The sequence below is a fragment of the Cellulosimicrobium sp. G4 BAM 1002 genome, assembly GCF_057126935.1.
Genome location: NZ_CP182109.1, coordinates 2,218,952 through 2,236,411, shown reverse-complemented (window position 1 = coordinate 2,236,411; position 17,460 = coordinate 2,218,952). Strand labels below are relative to the sequence as shown.

Below are 17,460 nucleotides of genomic sequence, written 5' to 3'. Positions count from 1 at the left end.
GCTCCGCGGCGACGACGAGGTGTGGGGGCCCGACGTCGCCGAGGGTCGGAGACGGGTAGACCCCGAGCCTGCGTCCGCCTCGGAGCGCTGATGGTCGTCGCCGACCACTGGGTACCCCAACCGTCGTGCACCATGTCGCCCCCTGCGACCGTTTCCCCCGGCCGGCGACGCGCCCTCCCGGACGCCCGCCGCTCGCGCTAGATTACCCAGATCACCCGCCACCACGAAGGATGAGCGTGCTCTCCGTCCTCGTCGTCTGCACCGGCAACATCTGTCGCTCGCCGGCTGCCCAGCTCGTGCTCTCCTCGGTTCTCGACCACTCCGTCGAGGTGACGAGCGCCGGCACCGCGGCGGTCGTCGGTGCCCCGGTCGCCGCCCCGATGTCCCGCCTGCTCGCCCGCCACCGCGTCGATGCATCCGGCTTCGCGGCGCGCGCGCTCACGGCTCAGATGGTCTCCTCGGCGGACCTCGTCCTGGCGATGACGCGCGCCCACCGCGCCGACGTGCTCGCGCTCGTCCCGGCCGCGCTCCGCCGGACGTTGCTCTTCTCCGAGGTCGCCCCGATCGCCGAGCAGGTCGCTCAGGCACCGGCTGCCGAGGACGACGGGGCGCGACTCCGGGCGGTCCTGGCAGGCACCGGGCGCGCGCGGGCGAACCTCGACGGCCCGCAGGCCGACCTGGACGTCGTGGACCCCTACGGCCGCGACGAGGAGGTCTACGAGCGGGTGCTCAGGCGCATCCGGACCGAGTCGGGCCGGCTCGTCGCCGCACTACGGCGCTGAGGCCGGCCTTCCTCCCGGCCCCCTGCTCGGGGAGGAAGGCCGACGCGCTCGGCGCGAGACCGCGCGAGGCCCCACCGGGCGGCCGCCGACCGTCCGGTCGCCCCCTGGTGCCTCCAGGCAGCGTGCACGCCTCCTCCCGCGCCTGCAGGCTGGACGCATGTCCAGGACGAGGTGGATCGCCACGGATGTCCTTTATGCGCGGGGTTGCACCCGGGGATGGCCCGATTTTCACCCGCTCGGCCCGGTGGGAGACCGTTCACATGCTGAGACATGCGCGACCCGGGCGTCAGACCCGCGAGCGCAGCGTCGCCGCGACCGACAGCCACCCCCCGCGCGGGCGGACCAGCACGAGGTCCGCCCGCGCGCCGGGGACGAGAGCGCCGCGGTCGGTGGACCCGGCGGCTCGGGCCGGGCCTGACGTCACGAGCGCGACGGCGCGCGGCAACGACGCCAGCCCCTCGCGCACGAGCACGTCCACCGCGGCGAGCATCGTCGCCGGCACGTAGTCGGACGCGAGCGCGTCGACGAGCCCGTGCGCGACGAGCTCGCGCGCCGAGACGTTCGCCGCGTGCGAGCCGCCGCGCACCACGTTGGGCGCGCCGGCCACGACGAGCACGCCGCGGTCCCGCGCGGCACGCGCCGCCACGAGCGTCGTCGGGAACTCCGCGACCGCGCCCCCGCGGGCCACGAGCGCCTCGACGTCGGCGACCGTCTCCGGGTCGTGCCCGGCGAGGCGCACGCGCCCGGCCCGGGCCAGGCCACCCAGCCACTCGAGCGTCGACGACGCCACGTCGGCACGCTCCTCGCGCTCGGACCGCCAGCGCGCCACGTGCCCGCGCGCGCCGTCGGCGGACATCCCCGCCCGCTCGACGAGCCAGCGCTCCATCGTCTCCGGGCGGGCGTACTGCCCGATGCCCGGCGTGTGGTCCTCGTGGGACACCAGCGCCGGCGCCTGGTCGGCGGGCAGCGCGTCGAGCACCGCACGCAGCGTCTCGACCGCCGCGGGGCACCGGATGTCCAGGCGGTGCAGCACGCGCGCGCCGTCGTCGTGCGCGGCCGGGTCCCCGAGCGCCTCGAGCAGCTCGCCGGGCTCGGGCTCCCCCGCGGGCAGGCCCACGGGCGTGCGCTCCCCGTAGGCCACCCCGTGGAACGCCGTGAGGACGCCGACCGTCGCGAGCCGGTCGGTCGCGGTGCGCACGGCGAGACCGAGCGGGAGCGTGGCACCGGGGCGCGGGCGTGCCTCGTGGCCCAGCACGTCGGTGTGCACGTCGACGAGGCCGGGCAGGCACAGCGCTCCCCCGCCGTCGAGGTCGGCACGGCTGCCCGGCGGACGCTCGCCGACCTCGACCACGTGTCCGTCGCGGACCACGACCCGCGCGTCCTCGACGACGCTGCCGGGCAGCACCGCGACGACGCCGCCCAGCGTGTAGTCCCGGGGCGCGCGGGTCACGTCCCGAGGGTCGCGCGCCACCGGGGCCCGGGTCCGTCCGGACGCGCCCGCAGGCACAGCAGCGGTGGAAGAAGTGGTCGTCACGCGCATGACCGCATGTTGTCCGGACGACCTGGCGAGACGGTGAACGACAGTTCATCGCCCGTTCACCGTTCTCGGACCGTCGGTTCTCCCGACCCTCCCAGACTCCTCGACGGCGCCCGCCCCTGGGCGCCTCCCACGACGTCACACCGGAGACGACGACATGAAGACCACCACCACCACCTTCGCCGCCGTGGCGCTCGCCGGCGTCGCGGCCCTCACGCTGTCCGCGTGCGGCGGGACGAGCGAGGCTGCCGACGGCGCGGGCGACACCGCCGCCGCGGCAGCGTCCGGCTTTCCGGAGGTCATCCGCCTGGGCGCGATCCCCGCGGAGAACTCGACCGACCTCGCCGCGGGCTACGAGCCGATCATCGCGATGCTCGAGGAGGAGACGGGCGCGACCGTCGAGGTGAGCCAGGCCTCCGACTATGCCGGTGTGATCGAGGGCCTCATCGCCGACAAGGTCGACATCGCGTTCCTCGGCTCCTTCGCGTACGTCATCGCGACGCACAACGACGCGGCGATCACGCCGCTGGGCGCCGTGATCGAGGAGGAGGGCGCCGAGCCGGGCTACTACTCCCTCGGCATCACCCGGGGCGACAACGCCGAGATCGACGGGCTCGAGGACTTCGAGGGTCGCAGCGTGTGCTTCGTCGACCCCGGCTCGACGTCGGGCTTCCTCTACCCGAGCTCGGGGCTCATCGACGCCGGCGTCATCGAGTCCGGCACGGAGAAGGACCTCGCGGCCGGCGTGCAGCCCATCTTCGCGGGCGGCCACGACGCGTCGGCGCTCGCCGTCGCGGCCGGCGACTGCGAGGCGGGCTTCGCCATGCAGTCGATGGTCGAGGAGACGCTGCCCGCCGCGGGCGACCTCGCCGAGGGCGACCTCAAGGAGGTCTGGAAGTCCCCGAAGATCTCCGGCTCGCTGTTCGTCGGCAACGACGCGCTCGGCGAGGAGAACATCGCCACGCTGACCGCGCTCATCACGGAGAAGGCAAACTCGGACTACCTCCTCGAGCAGGGCTTCTGCGACGGCGAGTGCCTGCTCACGGACGAGGACGCGTGGGGCTTCGCGCCTGCGCAGGACTCGGACTACGACGGCACGCGCGAGGTCTGCACCCTCACCAAGTCGGACAAGTGCGAGGGCTGACCGTGCCCGAGCTCACCGGTTCTCCCGCACGTCCGACGGCGGGCGAGCCTCTCGTGCGGGTCCGTGGTCTCGTCAAGGAGTTCGACGGGACCACGGCCCTCGCGGGGGTCGACCTCGACGTCGCGCGCGGCGAGCTGCTCGTCCTGCTCGGCCTGTCCGGCTCGGGCAAGTCCACCCTGCTGCGCTGCCTCAACGGGCTGCACCGGCCGAGCGAGGGCGAGGTGACCGTCGCCGGCACACGCGTGGACCGCGCGTCGTCGCGCGAGCTGCGCCGGCTGCGCACCGAGGTGGGCTTCGTGTTCCAGCAGTTCAACCTCGTCGGCCGGCTCACGTGCCTCGAGAACGTCCTCGTCGGCGGGCTGGGCCGGGTCCGCGGGCCGCGGTACGGCATCTCCACGTACTCGCGCCGCATGCGTGAGGAGGCGCTCGCCCACATCGAGCGCGTCGGGCTCGCCGGCCAGGCGTACCAGCGCGCCGACACCCTGTCGGGCGGCCAGCAGCAGCGTGTCGCCATCGCACGCACGCTCATGCAGCGTCCGCAGCTCGTCCTCGCGGACGAGCCCGTCGCCTCGCTCGACCCCGAGAACGCGGGCGCGGTGATGGACCTGTTCGTCCGGGTGTGCGCCGAAGAGGGCCTGACCGTGGTGTGCACGCTGCACCAGGTCGACCTGGCTCTCGGCTGGGCGGACCGCCTCGTCGGGCTGCGGAACGGCGAGAAGGTCCTCGACCGCCCCGCGGCCGGCCTGACCAAGGACGAGGCCATGGCGATCTACCGGCGCGTCGCACCGGGGACGGCGAGCGAGCCCGTGACCGCCGGGGCGCTCGCGTGAGCGCCCCGAGCCAGGCGCCGGAGCGGACGCGGCCCGGATCACGACCGCCGCAGGACACGGTCGGCGATGGTGGCGGCCGGTACCCCCTCCGGCCGCGCCTGACGCGCCGCCAGCGGACGCTGCGCTGGCTCGCGGGCGGCTTCGTGGTGCTCAGCCTCGTCGCCGCGTCGTCCATCGGCCTCGACCTGCCGACGCTCGTCATGGGCGGCGAGGACGTCGTGAACCTCGTCGAGCGGATGCTGCCGCCCCGCCTCGACGACCCCGCGCGCGTCGCCACGCTCGCGCTCGACACCGTGCTCATGGCGTTCCTCGGGACCGTGCTCGCCACGATCCTCTCGGTGCCGCTCGCGTTCCTGGCCGCCCGTACGACGACGCCGCACCCGCTCGTCGCGACCGTCGCCCGGGGTGTCATCACGTTCTGCCGCGCCGTGCCGGACCTCGTGTTCGCCGTGCTCTTCGTGCGAGCGCTCGGGCTCGGCATCCTGCCGGGCGTCCTCGCGCTCGCGCTGCACTCGGTCGGCATGCTCGGCAAGCTCTTCGCCGACGCGATCGAGGACGCCGACCCGGGCCCGCGCGAGGCGGTGCGCAGCGTCGGCGTCGGTCGGCTGCGCGAGCTGCTCAACGGCGTCGTGCCCCAGGTGGTGCCGTCGTGGATCTCCGCGTTCGTCTACCGCGTCGACATCAACCTGCGTACGTCGGTCGTGCTGGGCTTCGTCGGGGCGGGCGGCATCGGGTTCGCGCTCCAGGACGCGCTGCGCGGCCTCGTCTACCCCAAGGCGCTCGGGATCGTCGCCGTGATCCTCGTGCTCGTGGCCGCGATGGAGCTGGTGTCCATGGGGATCCGGCGCTCGCTGCTCGCCCCGCGCCGGCCGCGCTTCCGGCGCGACCGTGCCGTGCGGTTCCTCTCGGGCGCCGCGGCGATCGGCATCACGGTGCTCGCGTTCGTGCGGCTCGACATCGACCCGCGCGAGCTCGTGACGTCCGTGCCCGACCTCCTCGAGGTCGCCGGACGGATGTTCCCTCCCGACCTCACCACGCTCGGACCGGCACTCTGGGAGGCGATGCTCCAGACGCTCGCCATCGGCCTCGTCGCCACGGCGATCGGCATCGCGCTCTCGCTGCCCCTCGGGCTGCTCGCGGCCCGGACCGTGGCACCGCACCCCGTGGTCCACGCCGCCGCCCGCACGACGATCCTCGTCGTCCGGTCGATCCCCGAGCTCATCCTCGCGGTCGTGTTCGTCGCCGCGGTCGGCCTGGGGCCGGTCGCGGGCGCGATGGCGCTCGGCATCGGCTCGATCGGGTTCCTCGGCAAGCTCGTCGCCGACGCCGTGGAGGAGATCCCGACCGACGCCGCCGAGGCCGTGCGCTCCGTGGGCGGCGGGTGGTGGAAGGTCCTGTTCTCCGCGGTCCTCCCCCAGGGCATGCCGTCCATCGTCGGGTCGTCGCTCTACCTCCTGGACGTCAACATCCGCACGTCGACGATCCTCGGGATCGTCGGCGCGGGCGGGGTCGGCTTCCTGCTCTTCGAGGCGATCCGCACCCTGCACTTCGAGGTGGCCGGCGGCATCGTCCTCCTCGTGTTCGTCGTCGTCCTGCTCATCGAGAGGCTCTCCGGGTGGATCCGCGCACAGCTGACCTGACCACCGTCGCACTGTGGGAGGGCGGCGACGTGGTCCGCCTGACCGACGTCCCGCTGCCCGACCTCAAGCCCCGCCAGGTGCTCGTCCGCGTCCGCCTCGCCACCGTGTGCGGCAGCGACCGGCACACCGTGTCGGGCAGGCGCTCAGCGCCCGCGCCCTCGGTGCTCGGCCACGAGGCCGTGGGCGAGGTCGTCCGCCTCGGTCCGGACGCCCCGCTCGCCGACGACGGCGCGCCCGTCGCCGTGGGCGACCGGGTCGTCTGGGGCGTGACCGTCGCGTGCGGCGTGTGCGACCGCTGCCTCGCCGGCCGCAGCGCCAAGTGCCGGTCGGTCCGCAAGGTCGGGCACGAGGCGTTCGACTCCGACTGGCCACTCAGCGGCACGTACGCGCGCCACGTCGTGCTGCCCGACGGCGCGACCCTCGTACGGGTGCCCGCGGGGCTGCCCGACGTCGTCGCCGCACCCGCCGGGTGCGCGACCGCGACCGTGATGGCCACGATCGAGGCCGCCGGACCGCTCGCCGGCCGCCGCGTCCTCGTGAGCGGCGCCGGGATGCTCGGCATCACGGCGGTCGCGGCGGCGCGCGACGCGGGCGCGGCCGAGGTCGTCGTCACGGACCCCGACGCCGGACGGCGCGGGCTCGCGCTGCGCTTCGGCGCGACCTCCGCGCGCGGGACCGACGAGCCGGTCGGCCTCGTGGACGTCGCGATCGAGCTCTCCGGTGCCGGTGCGGCGGTGTCCCGGTGCCTCGACAGGCTCGACGTCGGCGGTCGCCTCGTCCTCGCGGGCTCCGTCGCCCCGGCACCTCCGGTCCCGCTCGACGCCGAGCGCGTCGTGCGCGGCTGGCTCACGGTCACAGGCGTGCACAACTACGAGCCGCGGCACCTGCGCGCCGCGCTCGACCTGCTCGCCCGCACGCACGACGTCGCGCCCTGGCACGAGCTCGTCACCCCGCCGGTCACGCTCGACGACCTCCCCGGGGTGCTCGTCGGCCCGGCGGGCCCGGCGCCCCGAGCGGCGGTCGTCCCGTGATGCGACGGCCCGTGTCGACCCGCGCCGCGCGCCGCTCAGGCCGTGCCGAGCTCCACGACGACCCGCACCGCGTCGGCGCGGATCCATCGCTCCGTGAAGAGCAGCGGCCGCCCGTCCTGCTCGGCGCGCGCGAGGCTGACGACGAGCCAGGCCGGGTCCCCGGTCCGGCACCCGAGGCCGGAGCTCGCGTCGTCGGGGGCGGACTCCATGCTGGCGCGCGTCCACGCCCGCTCCGGGACGACGCCGGCCGTCGCGCGCAGGATCGCGTCGAGGGACTCCTCGTGCCGCAGCGCCGTCACCAGCTCCGGCACGAGCGCCGTCGTCAGCCACTCGACGCCCCATGCCGCGGGCATGTCGTCGATGAACGACCGGCGCACGAGGCGGAAGCCAGGCTCACCGACGTCCACCTCGAGCGGACCGGCGACCTCGGGCGGCAGGGGGACCTCGTCGCACGCGAGCACGACGGCACGCGTCGTCGCGCCCGCCGCGCGAAGGGTGCGGCTCCACGAGGGTGGCTTGCCGGGCGCCACGAGGTAGTCGACGCGGCGTCGCGTGAACGTGCCGAGGCCCTGGATGCGGCTCACGAGCATGCGGCGCTCGAGTTCCTCGAGCGCCGCGCGTGCCGCGGCGCGCCCCACGCCGAACCGGCGCCCGACGTCCGCCTCCGACGCGACCCTCGTCCCGGGCGCGAGCTGCGACAGCTCCTCGGCGAGCACCTCCACGATCTCGGTCGACCTGTTCACCCGCGGACCGTACAGCCCGCACATGACCCCCGGGTGAACGACGCCCGGGACACGGAAGGAACGTCATGAGCACCTCCTCACGCCCACACGTCGTCGTCGTCGGCGCGGGCGTCGTCGGCCTCGGTACCGCCGCCGAGGCGCACCGCCGCGGCTACCGCGTGACCGTCGTCGAGCAGGCCGCGTCGGTCGTGGGGTCGTCGGTCCAGAACTTCGGGCACGTCTGCGCCACGGCCCAGGCCGGGACCGCCCGCGCCTACGCACTCGCGGCCCGGGAGCGCTGGCTCGCCCTCGGTGCCGCCGCGGGGTTCCGGGTCGCGACGACGGGAGCCCACGTCGTCGCCCGGACCGCCGCCGAGCTGCAGCTGCTCGCCGAGCTCGCCGCCGAGCGCGGCGCGGGCGAGGTCCGGCTGCTCTCCGCGGACGAGACGCGGGAGGCGACCGGAGTCCGGCCCGGGCCGGTCGTCGGCGGCGCGCACCTGCCGCTCGACCTCCAGGTCGACCCCCGCGCCGCCGCGCCCGCGCTCGCGGGCTGGCTCGAGGCGCAGGGCGTCACGTTCGCCTGGCGGACCGCGGCCCGCGCCGTGCGCAGCGGGCGGGTCGAGACGACGCGCGGCCTGCTCGGCGCCGACGCGGTCGTCGTCGCCGCGCACCACGACCTCGACCGGCTCCTGCCCGACGTCGCCGCCGACGCCGGCCTGCGCCGGTGCCGCCTGCACATGCTTCGCGTCCGCCCGGACCGTCCGCTGCGCCTCGCGACGCCGCTGCTCACCGGGTGGTCGATGGTCCGGTACGCGGCGCTCGCGGCCTGCCCCTCCGCGCCGGACGTCGCGGCCGAGCTCGCCGCGACCGACCCGGAGGGCGCGCGGTGGGACCTCAACCTCATGACGACACCCCAGGACGACGGCACCCTGATCCTCGGCGACACCCACGTGCGCGACGTCGATGCCCCCGTCTTCCAGGACGAGGCCGGCTACGAGGTGCTCCTGCGCCTCGGGCGCGACCTGCTCGGTACGGACCTGCAGGTCGTCGAGCGTTGGCAGGGCGCGTACGCGACCGCCCCCGACCGCGAGTTCCTCGTCGCCGAGCCCGAGCCGGGGGTCCACGTCGCGACCGTCACGACCGGTATCGGCATGACGACCGGTCTCGGCCTCGCCGTCGACGTCCTGGACCGCGCCGCGCTCACGGGCTGACCTCACCCGTCGCTTCGATCCCACCACGAACCTGCACCACCACCGGAAGGACACGACCATGATCGCTCTCGCCGCCCTGGACATCGCCGGGACCACCGTCGAGGAGGGCAGCGCCGTCTACCGTGCGCTGCACGAGGCGGTGCGCCGGCACGGCAGCACCGCCGACGTGACCGACGTGGCGCAGTGGATGGGCGCGGACAAGCGCACCGCCATCCGCGCCCTGCTCGCGCTCGGCGGCGACCCGACCGCCGTCGAGGACACCTTCGTCGACTTCGAGCGGCTCCTGCGCGAGGCGTACGACGAGACGCCCCCGGTCCCGATGCCGGGCGTGCTCGACGCGTTCGCCGCGCTGCGTGAGCACGGTGCCCGCGTCGCCCTGACGACCGGGTTCTCCGCCGACGTCACGAACCTCCTGCTCGAGCGCCTCGGCTGGCAGGACGGTCTGCTCGACGCCGTCGTCACGACCGATGACGTCCCCGCCGGCCGGCCCGCGCCGTACATGATCTTCCGGGCGATGGAGCGCACAGGCGTGACACGCGCCGCGGACGTGCTCACGGCAGGCGACACCGTGCTCGACCTGGAGGCGGGCACGAACGCGGGGGCGGGCACCGTCGTCGGCGTGCTCAGCGGCGGCGTGCCGCGCGAGGTCCTCGCCGCCGCCCCGCACACGCACCTCCTCGCGAGCGTCGCCGGGCTGCCCGCGCTGCTGCGCAGCCTCGCCGACGGCGCCGAGCGTGCGGAAGGGCTCGTCGCGTCGGCGTCCTGAGCGCGCGCCGGACCACGCCCGGAGTTCGAGGGGCCGCCGCCTGCCGGGGCGGCGGCCCCTCGGTCGTGACGGCGGCCCTCTGCGACCTTGGTCACGATCGGGGTCACGAGGTGGAGCGCTGCCGGGAGCGGTTGTTTGAATGATCAACCGTTCGCGGGTGTCTGCCCTCGCGAGCCGCCCCTCCGCTCCTGGACGGGCCTCTCTCCTCACCCGTGATTGCGTGCCGTGCCTCTCCCTGCCCTGCCCCTGTCCCGCCCTGCCCGGACGACCCCCGACCGCTCCCCGTGGCGCGCACTGCGCCACCGCTCGATGCGCTGGTGGTCCGGCGCGAACCTCGTCTCCAACGCCGGCGCCTGGATGCAGCTGACCGTCCAGAACCTCCTCGTCCTGCAGATCACCGGCTCCGCGGCCGTGACCGGCCTCTCGCTCGCCGTCCAGGCCGCCCCCGGCCTGCTCCTCGGCGTCGCGGGCGGTGCCGTCGTCGACCGGTGGCCCCGCAAGCTCACAGCCGCGGTCAGCCAGGCGGTGCTCGGCCTCGTCGCCCTCACGACGGCAGGCCTCGTCACGCTGGACCTCCTCAGCCTTCCTGTGCTGCTCGCGCTCTCCGCCGTCACGGGCCTCGTCGCGACCGTCGACGGCCCGGCGACCGCGCTCCTCGGCAACGACCTCGTGCCCGTCGAGGACATCCCGTCCGCCATCGGGATCGGGTCCGTCGTGCACAGCGCCGGACGGCTCGTCGGAGTCGCGATGGCGGGAGGCGCCGTCGCGCTCGCCGGGCCCGCCGTCGCGTACGTGGCCAACGGGGTGTCGCTGCTCGGCGTCGCCGCGGTCGTCCCTTTCCTCGTGCTGCATCCCGACGCCGCACGGTCCGCGCCCCGCGCGGAGGTCGACGAGCCGACCGCCCTCGACCCGGACTCGGTGCCGGTCGTCGAGCCCGATGCCTCCATGCCGGTCGTGGGCCGCGGGACGGCGACGCGCGACCCCGGCGCGCTGCGCTTCTTCCTCGGCCGTCCCCGGCTCGTGGCGCTCCTCGTCGTCACGGCGGTCAGCGCCGTCCTCGGCCGCAACTACACCCTCACGCTCGCCGTCCTCGTCACCGGGGCGCTCGCCGGGAGCGCGCAGGAGTTCGGCACGGTGTCCACCGTGCTCGCCGTCGGCGGGATCCTCGGGGCCGTCCTGGCCGGGCGGCTGCGGCGCCCGACGGTCCGACTCGTCGCCGTCCTCGCCGCCGCGGGCGCGCTGCTCCAGGTCGTCGCCGGGCTCGCGCCGTCCCTGGCCGTCCTGCTCCTCGTCGTCGGCCCGATGGCGCTCGTCGAGTCGGTCTCGGACACGGCCGGGACCACCGTGCTCCAGACGGACCCGCCGCCGCAGATGCGCGGCCGCGTGCTGGGCGTGTGGCGCAGCGCGAGCACCGCGTGGGGCCTCGCGGGCCCGCCGCTCCTCGGCCTGCTCATGGAGCTCCTGGGCGCGCGCGGCGCGCTCGTGGCCGGCGGGCTCGCCGTCGCGGGGGTCGTCGGCGCAGGCGCGCTGCTCCGCCGACTGCGCGTCCCGACCACCGAACGACCGGTCACCGTCGATGCGCCGGCGACGCCTGCCGCCACGACCGGGCGTCCGCCGCACTCGGACGTCGGACCGGCGACGCTGCCCGTGTCGGCGACGGCCCCGGCGCCGGAGCGGCCGGTCGAACCGGCCCTGGTCCCCGCCTGACACCGGACGGCCGCTCACGAGCCGAGCGTGCCGCGCAGGTACCGGCCGGTCACGCTGCCCGGGCTGGCGGCGACCTGCTCCGGGGTGCCCGTGGCAGTGATGCGCCCGCCGTGCACGCCGCCGCCGGGGCCGAGGTCGATCACGTGGTCGGCGTTGGCGATCATGTCGAGGTCGTGCTCGATGAAGACGACGGTGGCTCCGCGGTCGACCAGCCGCTGCAGCACCTCGAGCAGGACCCGGACGTCGAGCGGGTGCAGGCCGACGCTGGGCTCGTCCAGGACGAAGAGGGCGTCACGCTGGTCGCGGTCGAGCTCGGTGGCGAGCTTGAGCCGCTGCGCCTCGCCCCCGGACAGGGCCGGCGTCGCCTCGCCGAGGGTGAGGTAGCCCAGTCCCAGGTCCACCAGGGTCGTCAGCCGGGACCGGACCTTCGCGAGGTCGCCGGCGTGCTCGAGCGCCTCCGTGACGGTGCAGGCGAGCAGCTGCGGCAGCGTCAGCCCACCGTCCTCGGCGTCGCCCGCTCCCCTGCGTGGCACGCGGCGGATCGCGTCCGCCTCCGGTGCGTAGCGCGATCCGTCGCAGTCGGGGCAGAGGATGTCCACGTCGGGCAGGAACTGGACGTCGAGCTCGATCTGCCCGGTGCCGTCGCAGGTGGGGCACCGCAGGCTGCCGGTGTTGTACGAGAAGTCGCCCGCCTTGAGCCCGCGTTCCTTCGCCGCCGGGGTCGCGGCGTACGCGCGCCGCAGGTCGTCGAGCGCGCCGCTGTAGGTGGCCACCGTGGACCGCACGTTGACACCGATGGGTGAGGCGTCCACGACGTTGACGCGGGTGACGCCGTCCGGGGTGACGCTCCGGACGTGCTGCGGGAGCGGCTGCCCGGCGGCGTCCGCCCTCAGCGCGGGGACCAGGCTCTCCAGGACCAGGGTGGTCTTGCCGGAGCCGGAGGCGCCGGTGACGGCGGTGAGCCGGCCACGCGGGACGTCGAGGTCGAGGGCGTGCACGGTGTGCAGCGGTGCGGTCCGCAGCCGGAGGCGGCCGACCGTGAACACGTCGTCGACGGCGCACCGGTCGCGGACGACGACCTTCTCCCGGCCGGAGATGAACCCCGCGATGAGCGAGTCCGTGCTGCGCTCCACCGTCTCGAGGTCGCCGTCGACGACGATCGTGCCGCCCGCGCGCCCCGAGCCGGGGCCGATCTCGATGAGGTGGTCCGCCTGCCGCAGCACCTGGACGTCGTGGTCGACGACGACGACGGAGTTGCCGTCCGAGAGCAGACTGCGGACGACGTCGAGGAGACCGTCGACGTTGGCGGGGTGCAGCCCGATCGAGGGCTCGTCCAGGACGTAGAGCACGCCGGTGGTGCGGTTGCGCACCGCGCGGGACAGGGCGACGCGCTGGCGTTCCCCGGTGGACAGGGTCGACGAGGCACGGTCGAGGGTCAGGTACCCCAGGCCGAGCTCGACGAGCCGCTGGGCGGTCGCGACCATCTGGGTCACGATGCTCTCGGCCATGGGGACCATGGCCGTCGGGACCATGGCGGGGACCGTCCGGACCCATGCGGTGACGTCGTCGAGGGTCTTCGCGGTGGCCTCGGCGAGGTCGATGCCGTCGACCAGGCTCGAGCGGGCCTGCTCGCTCAGCCGGGTGCCGTGGCAGTCCGGGCAGGTCTGCACGGTCAGGAACCGGTCGACCCGGTCGAGGCCCTTCGTCGTGCTGGTCTTCCGCAGCGCCTCCTCGACGGCCTGGCGGGCGTTGCGGTAGCTCGCGTTCAGCTCGAAGAGCTTGCCGTTCTTGGCCGGGTACAGGATGACGCGCTTGACCGGCTCCCCGTCGAAGACGATCGCGCGCTCCTGCGCCGTCAGGTCCGCGAACGGGACGTCGGTGCGCACCCCGAGCTCGGCGGCCACCTTGGGCACGGCGGCGAGCCCGAACATCTGCCACGGTACGACCGCGCCGTCGTCGATGCTGCGCGACGGGTCGGGGACGAGTGCGCTCTCGTCGACCTCTCGCACAGTGCCGGTGCCCGCGCAGCGCGGGCACGCACCGTCGCTGTTGAAGGCGAACGACTCCGCTCCCGGCGGCCCGAACACCACCCGGCACACCGGGCAGGTCAGCGGCAGGTCGAGGGCGACGTCCATCGTCGGCTCGAGGCGGTGCCCGTTCGGGCACTGGTGGTGCCCGAGGCGCGAGAAGAGCAGCCGCAGGCTGTTGAGCAGCTCGGTGGAGGTGCCGAACGTGCTGCGCACGCCAGGGACGCCGGGGCGCTGGCGCAGCGCGAGGGCGGCCGGCACGTGCTCCACGCTGTCCACGGCCGCATGGGCGGCCTGGGTCAGGCGCCGCCGCGTGTAGGTCGACAGCGCCTCCAGGTAGCGCCGCGAGCCCTCGGCGTACAGGACGCCGAGCGCGAGCGAGGACTTGCCCGAGCCAGAGACGCCCGCGATCGCCACCAGCCTGTTCAGCGGCACCGTGACATCGACGTCCTTGAGGTTGTGCACCCGCGCCCCGTGCACCCTGATCGCGTCCGGCAGAGCAGTCGAACCGGAGCCCTTCGCCGACGTCGTTCGCGTCACCACCTTGCTCACCGATTCGCCCTTTCGCCGAGCCGTAGGACAGTCAGCGCAACCGCCCGTCCCGTCATCCTCGGTGAGAACGCGTCGATGTGCCGCCGGTCAGCAAGTCGTGTGGCGATCCCTGCAGTGTCAGGTCGGTTCTCGGGCTCCGGGGCAGATGTCGATCGGCGTTCACCGCGGCTTCGAACGGGTCCACGCCGCTGCGAGAAGCACGGGCGCGCCCACGCCGCGACGGCGAGCTCGCCGCCGGGTGAGCCGAGGCGACGACGAAGATCCAGTGCTGCGTGTCGAGAGAGCGCCCCGGCGTGATCGAGTCATGGTCGCGACGAAGGCCCCCTGGGCAGCGATCTCGCTGCTCAGGAGGCCTTCTGCGTCGGGTGGGCGATACTGGGTTCGAACCAGTGACCTCTTCGGTGTGAACGAAGCGCGCTACCACTGCGCCAATCGCCCGAGTGCGTGGTCGATACTAGCCTGAACCGGACCGGATCGAAAAACCGGCCGGGCGCGCCACGGCGCTCACGGGTCGAGGCGCTCCCGACGGCACCGCTCGAAGAGCTCGCGCGCGGCGAGCGAGACGGTCCCCGCCACCACCTCGACGCCGTCCAGCCAGGTCACGGGCTGGACGTTGCGCACCGAGCCGGTGAGCAGGAGCCCGGCCTCACCGGCGCTCACCTCGTCGAGCACGTCGAACGGCAGCTCTCCCGGGCGCGCCTCGCGCACGGGGAGGCCGGCCTCGTCCGCCCACTCGAGGAGCAGCTCGCGCGTGATCCCCGCGAGGCAGCCCGACGCGAGCAGCGGCGTGACGAGCTCTCCCCCGCGCTCGACGAAGACGTTGGCGCCGGTGCCCTCGCACAGGTCGCCCGCGGTGTTGGCGAGCAGCGCCTCGTCGCCACCCTTCGCGATCGCGTCGGCGAGCGCGACGACGTTCTCGGCGTACGACGTCGTCTTGAGACCCGCGACGGCCGAGCCCTCGTTGCGCGTCCACGGCGAGCGGATCGCGCGCCCGGTCGGGGAGATGGTCGCGGGCCCGGCAGCGACGACGACGGTCTGCGCCCCCGGCGTCCGCCCCGACCCGAGGGGTCCGACGCCGGCGGTGACGGTGATACGCAGCCTCCCGACCGCACCCGCCCCGGCAAGCGTCCGCGCGTCGGCCTCGGCGAGGACTGCCGTGACGCCGTCGCGCACGCGCTGCTCGTCCGGCGCGTCGAGACCGAGGCCCGCCGCGGAACGGGCGAGCCGGCGCAGGTGGCGGGTGAGGGCGAACACCTGCCCGTCGAATACGGCGCACGTCTCGAAGACCCCGTCCCCGACCGTGATCCCGTGGTCGACGGCGCTCAGCGCGTGCTCGGCGGGCCCGACGATGCGGCCGTCGGCCCAGATCACGAGGTTCTCGGACGGGGTCCCGGACGCCGGTGTCGTGGCCGCAGGAGTGCTCATGGCTCCAGTGTGCCGGAGGCGAGGCCGACGAGGCGCCGTGCCTTGAGCTCGGTCTCCTCCCACTCGCGCGTCGGGTCGCTCCCCCACGTGATGCCGGCGCCCGTGCCGAACCGGAGCACGCCGTCGGACCACCAGAACGTGCGGATCCCGACGGCGAGCTCGGCCTCGTCGCCGTCGACCCACCCGATCGCCCCGCAGTACGGGCCCCGTGGCACGGTCTCGAGCTCGCCGATGACGCGCAGCGCCGACGACTTCGGCGCGCCCGAGACGGAGGCGGGCGGGAACGTCGCGTCCAGGAGCGCGGGCCACAGGCCCGCCGAGCCCACGAGCTCCGGGAGCACACGCCCGGCGACGCGGCTCACGAGGTGCACGAGCCCCGGATGGGACTCCACCGCGAGGAGGTCCGTCACCTCGACCGTGCCGGGCACGCACACGCGCTGCAGGTCGTTGCGCACGAGGTCCGTGATCATGACGTTCTCGGCACGGTCCTTGGCGGTGAGCCCGACGGCGGTCGTCGCGGTGCCCTTGATCGGCCCGGACGACACGGTCCCGCCCACGACCCTCAGGTACAGCTCGGGTGACGCGCTGACCACCCACACGGGATCGACGCCGGCCCCGGTCGGCACGTGCAGGACGCCCGCGTAGGGCGCCGGGTTGCCCCGGCCGAGCCGCCGGGCGAGCGCCGCGGCGTCCGGCTCCCCTCCTCCCGGCCCGTCGAGCGGGGCCGAGAGCACGCGGCACACGTTCGCCTGGTACACCTCGCCCTCGCGCACCTGCTCGCGCACGTGCGCGACCGCGGCCTCGTACGCCGAGCGGTCCATGGAGCTCGTCCAGGACGTCGGTGCGGGCCCGCGCCAGGGGCGCGCGCCGCCGTCGGGCTCGGTGCCGCCCTCCGGGCCTTCGGCCAGCGACGGCTCGGCAGGGTCGACGCGCTCCGCGAAGCGCCACGCGCGGGCACGGCCGCCGCGCCCGCGTGCCTCGAAGTCGGCGACGACGAACCAGGGCCCGTCCTGCGCGAGCCGCTCCGGCTCGCGCAGCAGGTCGACGCACTCGACGACGCCGCGCGCGGCCCGGCCGGCGAAGCGCGCGAATCCGGGTCCCGTCGGCGTCGTCCCTGGTGCGGGCGCGGGTGCAGGCACGGGGCCACGCTACCCACCGGCCACGGGGGCGGTCCGCGACGGCCCCGCGCGCCGACGCCGAGCCGGTTGGACGTCGGGCGCGAACGTGGACTAATGTCTGGGACGCGCCGGAACGCCGGGGGCTCGCAAGAACCCCGTCGGAGCATCGGCCGCGCGGATGTGGCTCAGTGGTAGAGCATCACCTTGCCAAGGTGAGGGTCGCGGGTTCGAATCCCGTCATCCGCTCGGAGGCCCACCCTCTGTTCTCCTCGGGGAGCAGGCGGGCAGGTCGCGGTGGAGTGGCCGAGAGGCGAGGCAGCGGCCTGCAAAGCCGTGCACGTGGGTTCGAATCCCATCTCCACCTCGTAGTACGAGCAGCACCCTCGGGCGATTGGCGCAGCGGTAGCGCGCTTCCCTGACACGGAAGAGGTCACTGGTTCGATCCCAGTATCGCCCACCGGAGGTACCGACGGCCGTTCCCTGCAGCAGCAGGGGCGGCCGTCGTCGTCTCCGCCGACGTCGCGACCCCGGATGCGGGCTTCGCGCGGGAAGTCGGCTAGTATGTGCATCGCGCCGGAACGCCGGAGCGTCCTTCGGGGGGCTCGGAACCGGTCGCGCGGATGTGGCTCAGTGGTAGAGCATCACCTTGCCAAGGTGAGGGTCGCGGGTTCGAATCCCGTCATCCGCTCGGAGGCCCACTCCCTCCCCGGCTCCCGGGAGCGGGAGGACGCGTCTCAAGGTGGAGTGGCCGAGAGGCGAGGCAGCGGCCTGCAAAGCCGTATACGTGGGTTCGAATCCCATCTCCACCTCCTTGCAGCACCCCAGCAGTTCCCCTGAGGGCGATTGGCGCAGCGGTAGCGCGCTTCCCTGACACGGAAGAGGTCACTGGTTCGATCCCAGTATCGCCCACCAGAACGAGGCCGTCCCGGAGCACCGGGGCGGCCTTCGTCGTCCCGTCCACTACCCTC

Annotated in this window: 13 protein-coding genes and 7 tRNA genes; 14 read left to right on the top strand and 6 right to left on the bottom strand. The window is 74.6% G+C overall.

Annotated elements, in window-relative coordinates:
• Window positions 1-230 precede the first annotated feature (230 nt).
• Window positions 231-782 (top strand): arsenate reductase/protein-tyrosine-phosphatase family protein, encoded by a 552-nt coding sequence (locus ACMXGY_RS10045; protein ID WP_483776681.1) that lies wholly within the window; start codon window positions 231-233, stop codon window positions 780-782.
• A 286-nt stretch (window positions 783-1,068) separates the two neighbouring features.
• Here the strand turns inward: ACMXGY_RS10045 and ACMXGY_RS10040 are convergent, their stop codons facing one another.
• Window positions 1,069-2,232, bottom strand: coding sequence for an alpha-D-ribose 1-methylphosphonate 5-triphosphate diphosphatase (locus tag ACMXGY_RS10040; RefSeq protein ID WP_483776680.1), 1,164 nt, complete (start codon window positions 2,230-2,232; stop codon window positions 1,069-1,071).
• Between the two features lie 244 nt (window positions 2,233-2,476).
• On the opposite strand from ACMXGY_RS10040, the gene ACMXGY_RS10035 reads away from it, so the two are divergent.
• Genes ACMXGY_RS10035 through ACMXGY_RS10020 form a run of 4 tightly spaced genes read left to right on the top strand, consistent with a single transcriptional unit; the run spans window position 2,477 to window position 6,964 of the window.
• Window positions 2,477-3,463, top strand: a complete 987-nt coding sequence (locus tag ACMXGY_RS10035; protein ID WP_483776679.1) for a phosphate/phosphite/phosphonate ABC transporter substrate-binding protein — start codon at window positions 2,477-2,479, stop codon at window positions 3,461-3,463.
• A gap of 2 nt (window positions 3,464-3,465) precedes the next feature.
• Window positions 3,466-4,293, top strand: a complete 828-nt coding sequence (gene phnC, locus ACMXGY_RS10030) for a phosphonate ABC transporter ATP-binding protein (RefSeq protein WP_483776678.1) — start codon at window positions 3,466-3,468, stop codon at window positions 4,291-4,293.
• Window positions 4,290-5,933 carry a phosphonate ABC transporter, permease protein PhnE gene (gene phnE, locus ACMXGY_RS10025; RefSeq protein WP_483776677.1) on the top strand — a complete coding sequence of 548 codons (1,644 nt, stop codon included), beginning with the start codon at window positions 4,290-4,292 and terminating at the stop codon, window positions 5,931-5,933. The genes phnC and phnE overlap by 4 nt, the downstream gene beginning before the upstream one ends.
• Complete coding sequence (locus tag ACMXGY_RS10020) at window positions 5,909-6,964, top strand: zinc-binding dehydrogenase (protein WP_483776676.1); 1,056 nt, start codon at window positions 5,909-5,911, stop codon at window positions 6,962-6,964. Before phnE ends, ACMXGY_RS10020 begins: the two co-directional genes overlap by 25 nt.
• 35 nt (window positions 6,965-6,999) lie before the next feature.
• Here ACMXGY_RS10020 and ACMXGY_RS10015 read toward each other — a convergent pair whose 3' ends face one another.
• A complete protein-coding gene (locus ACMXGY_RS10015) occupies window positions 7,000-7,707 on the bottom strand; it encodes a GntR family transcriptional regulator (RefSeq protein ID WP_483776675.1) in 708 nt (235 codons plus the stop codon).
• A gap of 65 nt (window positions 7,708-7,772) precedes the next feature.
• On the opposite strand from ACMXGY_RS10015, the gene ACMXGY_RS10010 reads away from it, so the two are divergent.
• From ACMXGY_RS10010 to ACMXGY_RS10000, 3 genes are all read left to right on the top strand, one after another.
• Complete coding sequence (locus ACMXGY_RS10010) at window positions 7,773-8,897, top strand: TIGR03364 family FAD-dependent oxidoreductase (protein WP_483776674.1); 1,125 nt, start codon at window positions 7,773-7,775, stop codon at window positions 8,895-8,897.
• Between the two features lie 58 nt (window positions 8,898-8,955).
• On the top strand, window positions 8,956-9,663 hold the full coding sequence (locus ACMXGY_RS10005) for a phosphonatase-like hydrolase (protein WP_483776673.1): 708 nt from the start codon (window positions 8,956-8,958) through the stop codon (window positions 9,661-9,663).
• A gap of 225 nt (window positions 9,664-9,888) precedes the next feature.
• Complete coding sequence (locus ACMXGY_RS10000) at window positions 9,889-11,370, top strand: MFS transporter (RefSeq protein WP_483776672.1); 1,482 nt, start codon at window positions 9,889-9,891, stop codon at window positions 11,368-11,370.
• Window positions 11,371-11,384: 14 nt separating this feature from the next.
• Here ACMXGY_RS10000 and ACMXGY_RS09995 read toward each other — a convergent pair whose 3' ends face one another.
• The 4 genes from ACMXGY_RS09995 to ACMXGY_RS09980 all read right to left on the bottom strand — a co-directional run bounded on the left by ACMXGY_RS09995 (window position 11,385) and on the right by ACMXGY_RS09980 (window position 16,513).
• On the bottom strand, window positions 11,385-13,940 hold the full coding sequence (locus ACMXGY_RS09995; protein WP_483776671.1) for an excinuclease ABC subunit UvrA: 2,556 nt from the start codon (window positions 13,938-13,940) through the stop codon (window positions 11,385-11,387).
• Window positions 13,941-14,315: 375 nt separating this feature from the next.
• A tRNA-Val gene (locus tag ACMXGY_RS09990) sits at window positions 14,316-14,387 on the bottom strand.
• 66 nt (window positions 14,388-14,453) lie between these two features.
• Window positions 14,454-15,374 (bottom strand): aminotransferase class IV, encoded by a 921-nt coding sequence (locus tag ACMXGY_RS09985; RefSeq protein WP_483776670.1) that lies wholly within the window; start codon window positions 15,372-15,374, stop codon window positions 14,454-14,456.
• The gene (locus ACMXGY_RS09980) at window positions 15,371-16,513 is read right to left on the bottom strand and encodes a chorismate-binding protein (RefSeq protein WP_483776669.1); all 1,143 of its coding nucleotides are present in this window, start codon (window positions 16,511-16,513) and stop codon (window positions 15,371-15,373) included. The genes ACMXGY_RS09985 and ACMXGY_RS09980 overlap by 4 nt, the downstream gene beginning before the upstream one ends.
• A gap of 153 nt (window positions 16,514-16,666) precedes the next feature.
• Here ACMXGY_RS09980 and ACMXGY_RS09975 point away from each other — a divergent pair.
• The 6 genes from ACMXGY_RS09975 to ACMXGY_RS09950 all read left to right on the top strand — a co-directional run bounded on the left by ACMXGY_RS09975 (window position 16,667) and on the right by ACMXGY_RS09950 (window position 17,404).
• Window positions 16,667-16,738: transfer RNA gene (locus ACMXGY_RS09975), tRNA-Gly, on the top strand.
• 47 nt (window positions 16,739-16,785) lie between these two features.
• A tRNA-Cys gene (locus ACMXGY_RS09970) sits at window positions 16,786-16,856 on the top strand.
• A gap of 21 nt (window positions 16,857-16,877) precedes the next feature.
• A tRNA-Val gene (locus tag ACMXGY_RS09965) sits at window positions 16,878-16,949 on the top strand.
• A 159-nt stretch (window positions 16,950-17,108) separates the two neighbouring features.
• A tRNA-Gly gene (locus ACMXGY_RS09960) sits at window positions 17,109-17,180 on the top strand.
• A 50-nt stretch (window positions 17,181-17,230) separates the two neighbouring features.
• Window positions 17,231-17,301 (top strand) — tRNA-Cys (locus ACMXGY_RS09955).
• A 28-nt stretch (window positions 17,302-17,329) separates the two neighbouring features.
• A tRNA-Val gene (locus ACMXGY_RS09950) sits at window positions 17,330-17,404 on the top strand.
• The last annotated feature ends 56 nt before the right edge of the window (window positions 17,405-17,460 follow it).